The following is a 10597-nucleotide window of genomic DNA, read 5'->3' as shown; positions in this document are numbered from 1 at the left end:
GGGCGGGGGGCGGGGTCGCGGCCGGCGGGACCGTTCCCCCGCGCCGGCGGGGACCGCCGCCTCCGAGCGCCGACCGGAATGGGAGGGAACACCCGCCCGACCGCCGGTCCGCCTCCCGCACCGGGGGCACCGCGCGGGCGGTCGTCGGCACGGCCCCCGGAGCACCCCGGGGGCCGGCCGCGGTGCGCGTCTGTCAGAGCCTCCCGGACTTCATCGCGCCCACCAGAGCGGCGAAGCTGTCGCGGTCCACGACGAGAACGCCGCCCGAACGGTTCTTGGTGTCCCGGATACCGACGACCCCGGGGCCGTTGGCGACTTCGACGCAGTCGGACTGCCCGCCGCTCCGCCGGGACTTGCGCCAGTCACTCCAGCCCGGCGCCAGCGGGGTCCGGGGTGGCACGGTGTGGTGCATGCTCCATCCTTTCGATCAGTTCGCCGATCAGTATTCGCGAATCCGAGGGACTGACCGCCGACTGCTGGAGACTAGCGGCCCAGGAGCGGAACTCGTCCACTTCGGCTTGGTCGTCCTGACCGTCGAGAAACACTCCGGAGTTCCCGTGTTCGAGGTGCACGACGGGAGCCGCTTTGGGAAATTCGAGCACCACGAAAGATCCTTCGAGCAGTGCGGTGTATCCAGCGCCCACGGGAACCACCTGAACGGTGATGTTGGGAAACTCGGACATCCGAACGAGATGGCGGAGTTGACCCGCCAGCACTTCGGTTCCCCCTACTGGCCGGTGAAGGATGGCCTCGTCGATGAGGGCGGTGAACTGGAGAGAACCGTTGGTGAGAACGCGCTGCCGGCTGAGCCTGAGATGGACGCGGAACTCCCTTTCACTCGGTGGATGACCGTAGGCGGCCATGATCGAGCGAATGTAGTCCTCTGTTTGGAGTAACCCTGGCATCAGAAGGGCGGAGACCGAGGTGGCCGACACCGCGGTGCGCTCGAATTCGATCATCGCCGTCACCTGAGCCGGAAGTCCGGGAACGCCGACCGCGAGCCATCGGGGTTGTTGGGCGTCGCGGGCCATCTGAATCAGCCGATCGCGATTCGACCCCGTCACCCCGAGCACGGTCAGGATGGAGGCGACCTCTTCCGGAGAGGCCAGCCTCTTGCCCGTTTCCGTCTGGCTGATGGTGGGCTGCGACAAGCCGACGGCCTCGCCCACCGCCTTCGCGGTCAACCGTGCCGCGGCACGGAGCTGGCGCAGTTCGGCGCCCAGCGCCCGCGCCTGTGCTCGATAGGGGGTGCTTGCCATGTCGATCACCCTAAAGAGGGGCGCCACCGGCACCAATACGCCCGTTCAGGGAGTTGCTCGTATTGTCAATACGCGAAAGTATTGGCAATACGCTCGTCTCTCGACCTTCGGAGGGGACCGCGGTCGGCCCGTGTCCCGGGCGCGCGGGCAGGGAGCCGACTCCGCGTCCGCCCATGGTGCGTCGAGCCCTGACCGCCCGGGGCCCCGGGGTCGGAGGGACGGGCGACGGGCACGAGCACCGGGGCTCCGGGCGCGTCCCGCGAAGCCGAGACCTCCCAGTGGACGGAGCAGCCAGGAATGACGACCCTCGACCTCTCGCCCGCCCCCGCCCACATCAGGCACCAGTGGTACCACCGCGTCCTCGGCTGGGACCTGGACCGGCAACAGTGCTCGACCGCCCAGGTGGAGCTGGACGAGTACCGGACGGTGGTGATCGTCCGCCTCGCCTCCACCACCCTGGGCACCATCGGCGTCTCCCGCGACACCGCGCGGGCGATCGCGGCGGCGATCAGGTCCCGGGACACCGAGCACTTCGCGGTCCTCCGCCAGCACGGGGACTCGTGCCTGCTCGCGCTCTCCCCAGCCCGGCATGACGACGGGGTGATCGTGCACCTGGTCGGGCAGCGGGCTCCCGACTGGCGGATCGGTTTCGACTCGGCCGCCGCGTCATCCCTCGCCGAACTGCTGACGGCGGGGGCGGAGATCATCCGGGAACGCCTGCCCTGAGGTCACCGGGGCGGATGACGCGGCCCCGCGTCGGTCCGCGCCAGCGGACACGGCCCGCGCTCGACGCGGCCCGGGTCGGCGGAGGCCGACCGGGCCCACGCACCGGCGGGTGCCGCCGGGGAGAACCGGGCGGCACCACCCGTTCCCGCCGTGCCCCTGACCCGCGTGCTCGCGTTCGGGGTGGCCTCCCACGCCCCCCGCATCGCCGGGGCCGGAACGGAGGCGCTCCCCCGGACCGTCCCTCGCCCCAGGGGCGCGCCGACGAACCCACTCCGGCGGACGTGCTCACGGGCGGGGGCGACGCGGTAGCCCCGTCAGTCGGTGGCGGTCGCGCGTTCCCCCGCCGGGTCGCCGACGGCCGCCCGCCCCTCGACGCCGATCGCCGGACCCAGGTAGCGGACCAACATCGCCTTGATCTCGGTGAGGAGTTCCCGGCGCCTCGCCTCGTCCGCGCCGAGGAGCATCGGCATCATGGTGCGCACCGTGCCCACCGTCATCGTCGCCAGCAGCTCGCGCCGCTCCCTGGTGAGCTCGGGGCACCGGTCGCCGAAGAAGCCCGCGATCCGCTCCACCGTGCCCTGCTGGAGCCCCGCGGCGACGGCGGCGAGCTGGTCGGGGAGCGCGGAACCGTAGAACAGGGGCCAGAAGGCGGGCTGGGAGACCTTGAAGGCGAGGACCGCGTCGAGCAGGCCGTCCACCAGTTCGGGCAGCGGACGCCCGGCCGACTCCGGCGTCGTCCTGGCGGCCCAGAACTCCCGGAGGCGTTCGCCGTAGCGCACGGCCAGCTCCTCGACCACCTGGTCCTTGTTCCGGAAGAACTGGTACAGGGTGCCGGGTGAGACCCCGGCCCTGGCGGCGATCGCGTTGGTCGTCGCCTCCGCGTAGCCGACCTCGGAGATGACCTCCTCGGCCGCGTCGAGGATGGCGGCCATCCGCGCCAGCCCCCTGGCCTGCCGGCGCACCCCGCCGGCCTCGGCCCGGCCCGCCGTCCCGGCGCCGCGCTCGGCCCCCGCGTCACCGGCCGGCCGGGCGGCTCGATCCCGTGGCATGTCCCTCCTCGCGCACGACGACTTGCAAACACGAGTGATCGCTTGTAATTTGCGTCCACCCCCACAAATACGAGTCTTGATTCGCATTCGTGGTCTGCTTCCAGCCTAACCGGAGGACCGAAGCCCGTGCCCCACCACGACGGCGGCGGCCGTTCAGCCGAGCCCGCCACCCCACTCCGCACCGAGGCGGCTCCCGACGCGCACCGAGGACCACGCCCGTCCTCCACCACCGGGTTCCAGCGGGGAGGTCGCCGGTGAGCACCGCGCTCGACACCCCCGCTCCCCGCCGTCACCCGACGAATCCCGCACCTGGCCCGCTCCACCGGTTGGGACGGTGGCTCGCCCACCACCGGCGCCGGGTGCTGTGGGCGAGCCTCGCGTTGACCGTGCTCAGCGGCGTGCTCGGCGCCACCGCCGTCGGGTCCTTCGCCCTGTCGAGGTTCGAGGCCCCCGGCTCGGAGTCCGACCAGGCCGGCCGGGTGCTGGCCGAGCGCTTCGACACCGGCAGCCCCGACCTCATCCTGCTGGTCACCCCCGAGTCCGGGGACGTCTCCACCGCCGAGATGCGGGAGTACGGCCTGGACCTGACCGGCGAACTCGCCGACCACGACGGCGTCGCCGAGGCCTACTCCTACTGGACCCGAGGCGGGGCGAACACCCTGGCCAGCCGCGACGGGCGGCACGCGCTCGTGGTCGCCCGGATCCCCGGCGACGCCGATCACGTGCGTTCCACCGTGCTCCCCGGGCTCACCGAACGCTTCGACCGTGACGACGACCTGGCCTCCGTCCGCATCGGCGGCGGGGAACAGGTGTTCCGCGACGCGGGCGCCGAGGCCAGGTCGGACTTCGTCCGCGCCGAACTCATCATCTTCCCGCTCGTCTTCGTGCTGCTCGTACTGGTGCTGCGCAGCGCGCTGGTGGCGCTGCTGCCCCTGGCCGTCGGGGTGCTGGCCATGCTGGTGGCCCTGTCGCTCCTACGGATTCCGCTGCTGTTCAGCGAGGTCTCCACCTTCGCCCTGAACCTGACCCTCGCGATGGGGCTCGGCCTGGGCGTCGACTACGGGCTGATCGTGATCCACCGCTTCCGCGAGGAGCTGAGCGCCGGGGCCTCCGTCTCCGAGGCGACGGCGCGGACGCTGGACACGGCGGGCCGGACGGTCGTGTTCAGCGGGGTGACCGTCGCGGCCTCGCTGGTGGTCCTGCTGGTCCTGCCCTTCGACTTCCTCCGGTCCTTCGCCTACGCGGGCGTCGCGATCGTCGCCGGCGGGCTGGTCGGCGCCCTCGTCGTGCTGCCGGCGGTGCTCGCCTCCCTCGGGCACCGGGTCGCCGGACGGGCGAGGACGGCACCGGCCCCGGTCGGCCCCGAGGCCGCCCTGCCCGGAACCGCCGGCCGCTGGTACCGGGCGGCGACCGCGGTCATGCGGCGACCGGTGCTCTTCGGCGGCGTGGCCGTCGTCGCGCTCCTCGCCCTGGGCGCCCCCGCGCTCGGCCTCCGGTTCGGCCTCCCCGACGATCGGATCCTGCCCCCGGAGACCGGGAGCCGGCAGGTCCAGGAGGTGGTGCGCTCGGAGTTCGCCGCCGAGGAGGTCGACGCGCTCCAGGTCGTGCTGCCCGACGCCGGCCCGCTGGCCGCCGGGGGACCGGAACTCGCCGACTACGCGGCGCGCCTGTCCGAGGTGCCCGGGGTGGCCAGGGTCGATTCCCTCGCCGGCTCCCACGAGGACGGCCAGTTGGTGGCCACCGACCAGGCCGAGCCGGAACGCTTCGCCGGCGAGGACGCCACCTGGCTGTCGGCGGTACCCGACCTGGAGGGGCTGGAGGAGGACGCGACCGGGCTGGTCGAGCGGGTTCGCGACGTGCCCGCCCCCTCGGAGGTGCTGGTCGGCGGCTACCCGGCCGAACTCGCCGACTACCGGTCCACCGTGGTCGAGCGGCTTCCGCTCGTGCTCGCGCTGATCCTGCTGGTCACCTTCGCGATCCTGTTCCTGATGACCGGCAGCCTGCTGCTCCCGGTGAAGGCGACGGTGCTGAACCTGCTGAGCCTGTCGGTGATGTTCGGTGCCCTGGTGTGGGTGTTCCAGGAGGGCAACCTGGCCGGGGCGCTCGGGTTCACCGCCACCGGTTCGCTGGAACCGAGCATCCCGATCCTGATGTTCTGCGTGGCCTACGGGCTGTCGATGGACTACGAGGTGTTCATGCTGTCCCGGATCAAGGAGGAGTACGACCGCACCGGGGACAACGACGCGGCCGTTGCGGTGGGCATGCAGCGCAGCGCCCCGCTGATCACCGCCGCCGGGTTGATCCTCGCCGCGTCCTTCGCCGCCTACGCCTCGGCCGGCGTGATGTACATCCAGATGCTGGGGGTGGGGGTCGCCGTCGCGATCCTGGTGGACACCACCCTGATCCGGGCGGTGCTGGTCCCGGCGTTCATGCGACTGGCGGGCCGGGCCAACTGGTGGGCGCCCGCGCCGCTGCGGCGGCTGCACGACCGGATCGGGCTGCGCGAGTCGGTCTGATCCGGCAGCAGGTGCCGGGGGTCGGTCGTCACGGCCGACCGGCCCCCGAGCCGCTCAGCTGGCTTCCGCGCCCGCCTCCGGGCTCACCAACGATCGCCGCAGCCGACCGCTGGCCGAGTCCATGTGCGCCCGCATCGCCGCGCCGGCCGCCTCCGGGTCGCGGGACCGGATGGCCTCGAAGACGGCGGTGTGCTCGGCGAGGGTGGTGGCGGTGGTGCCGTCGGCCCGCACCGCGCGGGCCACCCACACCTGGAGCAGGGACCGCACGCTGTGCAGGATGTCGCTGAGGACGGAGTTCCTGGCGATCTCGGCGGTCTCGAGGTGGAAGGCCACGTCGGCCTCGACGAAGGTGGGCACGTCGTCGACGGCCTCCTCCATCCGCCGCAGGTGCTTCTCCAGGCGGTCGATGTCCTCGTCCAACGCCCTGGTGGCGGCCAGCTGGGCGGTGATGACCTCCAGGAACTGGCGCACCTCCACCAGGTCGTGGGTCCGGGGCTGACCGAGCATCAACCCCCAGTTGATGGTCTGGGGCAACAGGTCGGAGGTCGTCTGCCGCACGTAGGAACCGGACCCCGGCTTGATCTCGATGATCCCGAGGATGTCCAGCGCGGAGAGGGCACCGCGCACGGTGGACCGCCCGACGTCGAGGGCCTCGGCCAACACCCGCTCGGAGGGCAACCGGGTTCCGGGCGCGAGGCGGCCTTCGGCGAGCTGGTCCAGCAGCCGCTTCGCGACCTCGCTGACGGTGGACTCGCGGGCCACCGGCCGCAGCAGCTCCTCGAACCGTGGCTGCGTCGTCTCGGGCGTCATGGCCGGCCCCGTCCTGACCGGGCGGGTCGGCGGGGGAGCAGCGTGGTGGTGACGGCGTCGATCACACCACTCACGTCCTTCCTGAATCGGTCGCGGAGCGGATCGCTCCGAGGTCGGTGGCGAGTGCCTTCTGGTAGATCCACAGGTCACCGCCGTAGGCGAGCAGCCGGAAACCGCGCTCGACGAGGTCGGTGGCCTGGGGAACGCTGGTGGGCATGAAACCGGCGAGCTTGCCGTGGTCGGCGGCGGCCGAGGCGACCCGGTCGAGGGCCGCCAGGTAGTCGGGGTGGTCGAACCGCCCGGGGATCCCCATCGAGTTCGTCAGGTCGAAGTGACCCACCCACAGCACGTCCAGGCCGTCGACGGCGGCGATCCGCTCGACCTCCTCCAACCCGGCCACGGTCTCGATCTGCGCGATCACGACGGTGTCGTCGTTCGCCCTGGCGATCGTGTCGAGGAAGTCGCCGGCGACGTAGTCGTCGTGCGCGATGCCGAAGGCCGCGCCCCGCACACCGCGCGGCGGGTAGGCCGACCAGGCCACCAGGCGGCGCGCCGCCTCCTCGGACTCCACCATCGGCGCCATCACCCCCCGCGCGCCGAGGTCGAGCGCGCGGCTCACCGCGCTGCGGTCCTCGGCGGAGGGCACCCGGACCCAGGCGGGGATCCCGGCCGGGCGGGTCGTGGCCAGCAGGCGGCCGATGGTCTCCCAGCCCCAGCCGGTGTGCTCGGCGTCGAAGACGACGAACTCCGCGCCCGCGCCAGCGGCGAGGCGACCGATGCCGTTGGAGTCGAACTCGAAGACGAAGGTGCCCAGGGCCACCTGCCCGGCCCGCGCCCTGTCGATCACGTCGAGGGTCATGAGCGGGCCACCTTAGCTCCGTCGTTGGGCTGGTCAGCGGGTCGTGCCGTGCGGCGCGGCCCAGCAAACCACCGCTCGCCCCGGAAGGGCAACCAACCAGTTGACCGGTCGCCGCCGGGAACCGGCGAAAGTGACGTGACTCACCGTCACGGCCTACTAAACCGATCCGGTGAAAATTCAAGGTGGTCAACCGGTGACCAATTTCCGAAGAAGGGCTAACGTGTGCTCAGCCGTTCCGCGCTGCTGCGTCTAGCCCGGATGGGGGATCAGCAGCGGGCAGAGTTCACCGCCGAACGTGGGAGTTCGGTGAATCCGAGGAGTCAGCGTGGACACCGCCTCAACCGCGTCCGTCGAGCGCTCGGCGATCCGCAAGGTCGCCGTCCGGCTCGTGCCGTTCGTCGCCCTGATGTTCTTCATCAACTACCTGGACCGGACGGCGATCTCCTTCGCCGGGCCCAACGGGATGAACGACGACCTGGCCCTGACAGCGGCCCAGTTCGGCTTCGCCTCCGGCGTCTTCTTCATCGGCTACATCGTGTTGGAGGTCCCGAGCAACATCGCCCTGCACAAGGTGGGGGCACGGCGCTGGCTCGCCCGCATCATGGTCAGCTGGGGCGCCGTCGCGTTGCTGTTCACCTGGGTGCAGAACGCCGAGCAGCTCTACGTGCTGCGCTTCCTGCTCGGTGTCGCCGAGGCCGGCTTCTTCCCCGGCGCGATCCTCTTCCTGAGCCTCTGGGTGCCCACCAAGCACCGCAGCAAGATCCTCGCCCTGTTCTACCTGGCCCAGCCGTTGACGACCGTGGTCGGCGCCCCGCTGGCCGGCGCGCTCATCGATCAGCACGGGGTGTTCTTCGGCCTGGAGGGCTGGCGCTTCATGTTCCTCTGCGTCGCGCTGCCCGCCGTCATCGTCGGGATGATCACCTGGTTCTACCTTCCCGACCGGCCGGCCGACGCGAAGTGGCTGACCAAGGAGGAGCAGACGTGGCTGACCACCGCCCTCGAGAAGGAGGCGAAGGCCAAGACCGCCGGCGGTGACGGCCACGGCCACAGCATGAAGGCGGCGTTCACCAACGGCCGGGTCTGGGTGCTGGCCGTCATCTACTTCGGCTTCATCTACGGCCTCTACGCCCTGGCGTTCTTCCTCCCCACCATCATCAGCGGCTTCGAGGAGCAGTTCGGCACCACCTTCGACGTCTTCCAGCGGGGCCTGATCACCGCGATCCCCTACCTGCCGGCGGCCGTCGTCCTCTACCTGTGGTCGCGGGACGCCACCAGGAGGGGCGTCCAGACCTGGCACATCGCGGTCCCCGCCGTCGTCGGCGGTCTGAGCATCCCGCTGGCGTTGTTCATGAACTCCCCGGCCGCCACGGTCGCGGTCATCACGGTCACCGCCTGCGCGATCTTCGCCGCGCTGCCGAACTTCTGGACCGTGCCCTCCCGGTTCCTGACCGGGGCGGCGGCCGCCGCCGGGATCGCCCTGATCAACACCCTGGGCAACATCGCGGGCTTCGCCGCCAGCTACGTGACCGGTTTCCTCAACGACCTCACCGGCTCGTACGTGGTCCCCATGTTCGTGGTCGGCGGTCTGATGGTGCTCTCCGGTGTGCTGATGGTGGCCCTGAGCAGGCGGAACGCCGTGGACCCCGTGGTCGACGACACCGGGGACGACGACACCGGGGACGACACCTCCCCCACCCCGGCCCACACCGGCGAACGCTGACCGAAACCGGCGGGCGGGCGCCCCCCGCCCGCCCCTCGCCCCCGCGGTCCGGAGGCCGCCAGCAGATGACTCGACTGTTCAACAACCCGTCAGACTTCGCCGAGGAGTCCCTGGAGGGCTTCGTGGCCGCACACCGCCGCTGGGTGCGTCCCGTCCCCGGCGGCGTCATCCGCAGCACCCCCCGCGTCCCCGGGAACGTGGCGGTCGTCGTCGGCGGCGGCTCCGGCCACTACCCGGCCTTCGCCGGGCTGGTGGGGCAGGGCATGGCGCACGGCGCCGCCGTGGGCAACGTCTTCGCCTCCCCCTCCGCCCAGCAGGTGCACGCGGTGGCCAGGGCCGCCGACAGCGGAGGCGGCGTGCTGCTGTCCTTCGGCAACTACGCCGGGGACGTCCTGCACTTCGGCCAGGCCAGGCAACGGCTGCTCGACGAGGGCGTGGCCTGCGAGGCGGTGCCGGTCACCGACGACGTCTCCAGCGCCCCGGCCGAGGACCGGGACCGCCGCCGGGGCGTGGCCGGCGACCTCGCCGTGTTCAAGATCGCTTCGGCCGCCGCCGACGCCGGTCTCCCCTTGGCCGAGGTGGCCCGGCTGGCCCGGCTGGCCAACGACCGAACCCGGTCCTTCGGCGTGGCCTTCGACGGCTGCACCCTGCCCGGCTCCGCCGAACCGCTGTTCACGGTCCCCGCCGGTCGGATGGCCGTCGGGCTGGGAATCCACGGCGAGCCCGGCATCGGCGAGCAGCCGATGCCGACCGCCGACGAACTCGCCGACCTGTTCGTCTCCACCCTGCTCGCCGAACTCCCACCGGGCGTCGACACCCCAGAGGGACAGCGCGTCGGCGTCATCCTCTCCGGCCTCGGCTCGGTGAAGTACGAGGAACTGTTCGTGGTCTACCGGCGGGTCGCCCAGCTGCTCGACCAGGCCGGCCTGGAGGTCGTCGACCCGGAGGTCGGCGAGCTGGTCACCAGCTTCGACATGGCCGGGGCCTCCCTCACCCTGTTCTGGTTGACCGACGAGCTGGAACCGCTGTGGACGGCACCGGCCGACAGCCCCGCCTACCGCAAGGGCTCGGTCACCAGGGTCGAGGGCGAGGACGACGACGAGATCCCCGACCTGGCCCAGGACACCGTCCCGCCCGCCAGCGAGGAGTCCCGAGCCGCCGCCCGCACCGCCCTGGCCGCCCTGACCGCCGTGCGCGACACCGTCGAGGAACACGCCGAGGAGCTGGGCCGGATCGACGCGGTGGCCGGCGACGGCGACCACGGCATCGGCATGCGACGGGGAGCGGCCGGTGGCCTGCGTGCGGCGGAGGAGGCCCTCGCCGCGGACGCCGGGGCCGGGACGCTGCTGGCCAGGGCGGCGGACGCCTGGGCTGACGAGGCCGGCGGCACCTCCGGCGCCCTCTGGGGCGTGGCCCTGCGGTCACTGGCCGGGGTGGTGGGCGACGAGCAGCGGCCCTCCGCCCAGGCCATCAGCGCCGGGGTCCGGGCCGCGGCGGAGGACGTCATGCGCCTCGGCGGGGCGGTCGTCGGTGACAAGACGATGGTCGACGTGCTCGTGCCCTTCGCCGAGACCCTGTCCACCCAGGTCGAGGCCGGGGAGGCCCTCGGCACCGCGTGGGAGGCCGCCGCCGAGGCGGCCCGGCGGGCGGCCGAGGCC

At 72.2% G+C, this 10597-nt stretch carries 9 protein-coding genes; 4 read left to right on the top strand and 5 right to left on the bottom strand.

Translation table 11 applies throughout. The annotated features are described in order from the left end of the window. Positions 1 to 193: 193 nt before the first annotated feature. Together ACTIDRAF_RS0215935 and ACTIDRAF_RS29205 are read right to left on the bottom strand one after the other, a co-directional pair. Entirely contained in the window at positions 194 to 412 is a 219-nt protein-coding gene (locus ACTIDRAF_RS0215935) for a DUF397 domain-containing protein (RefSeq protein ID WP_016699724.1), read from the bottom strand. Next, positions 363 to 1259: a helix-turn-helix domain-containing protein gene (locus tag ACTIDRAF_RS29205; protein WP_157163062.1), complete on the bottom strand. Its 897-nt coding sequence runs from the start codon at positions 1257 to 1259 to the stop codon at positions 363 to 365. Before ACTIDRAF_RS29205 ends, ACTIDRAF_RS0215935 begins: the two co-directional genes overlap by 50 nt. 297 nt (positions 1260 to 1556) lie before the next feature. Here ACTIDRAF_RS29205 and ACTIDRAF_RS0215925 point away from each other — a divergent pair, with 297 nt between their 5' ends. After that, on the top strand, positions 1557 to 1985 hold the full coding sequence (locus ACTIDRAF_RS0215925) for a hypothetical protein (protein WP_016699722.1): 429 nt from the start codon (positions 1557 to 1559) through the stop codon (positions 1983 to 1985). Between the two features lie 314 nt (positions 1986 to 2299). Here ACTIDRAF_RS0215925 and ACTIDRAF_RS0215920 read toward each other — a convergent pair whose 3' ends face one another. Next, entirely contained in the window at positions 2300 to 3034 is a 735-nt protein-coding gene (locus ACTIDRAF_RS0215920) for a TetR/AcrR family transcriptional regulator (RefSeq protein ID WP_016699721.1), read from the bottom strand. Between the two features lie 254 nt (positions 3035 to 3288). On the opposite strand from ACTIDRAF_RS0215920, the gene ACTIDRAF_RS0215915 reads away from it, so the two are divergent. Then, complete coding sequence (locus tag ACTIDRAF_RS0215915) at positions 3289 to 5550, top strand: MMPL family transporter (protein WP_039787605.1); 2262 nt, start codon at positions 3289 to 3291, stop codon at positions 5548 to 5550. A gap of 54 nt (positions 5551 to 5604) precedes the next feature. On the opposite strand, the gene ACTIDRAF_RS0215910 is transcribed toward ACTIDRAF_RS0215915, so the two are convergent. After that, a complete protein-coding gene (locus ACTIDRAF_RS0215910) occupies positions 5605 to 6360 on the bottom strand; it encodes a FadR/GntR family transcriptional regulator (RefSeq protein WP_016699719.1) in 756 nt (251 codons plus the stop codon). A gap of 70 nt (positions 6361 to 6430) precedes the next feature. Then, complete coding sequence (locus ACTIDRAF_RS0215905; RefSeq protein WP_016699718.1) at positions 6431 to 7219, bottom strand: HpcH/HpaI aldolase family protein; 789 nt, start codon at positions 7217 to 7219, stop codon at positions 6431 to 6433. Positions 7220 to 7544: 325 nt separating this feature from the next. Here ACTIDRAF_RS0215905 and ACTIDRAF_RS0215900 point away from each other — a divergent pair, with 325 nt between their 5' ends. Together ACTIDRAF_RS0215900 and ACTIDRAF_RS0215895 are read left to right on the top strand one after the other, a co-directional pair. Then, positions 7545 to 8939 (top strand): MFS transporter, encoded by a 1395-nt coding sequence (locus ACTIDRAF_RS0215900; protein WP_016699717.1) that lies wholly within the window; start codon positions 7545 to 7547, stop codon positions 8937 to 8939. 65 nt (positions 8940 to 9004) lie between these two features. Continuing rightward, a partial coding sequence (locus ACTIDRAF_RS0215895) for a dihydroxyacetone kinase family protein (RefSeq protein ID WP_016699716.1) occupies positions 9005 to 10597 on the top strand: 1593 nt, incomplete at its 3' end.

Origin of the sequence: Actinoalloteichus spitiensis RMV-1378, from assembly GCF_000239155.1 — a bacterium.
GTDB lineage: Bacteria > Actinomycetota > Actinomycetes > Mycobacteriales > Pseudonocardiaceae > Actinoalloteichus_B > Actinoalloteichus_B spitiensis.
Note: the sequence above shows the minus strand (reverse complement) of the source record. Positions and strands in the feature narration are given on the sequence as shown.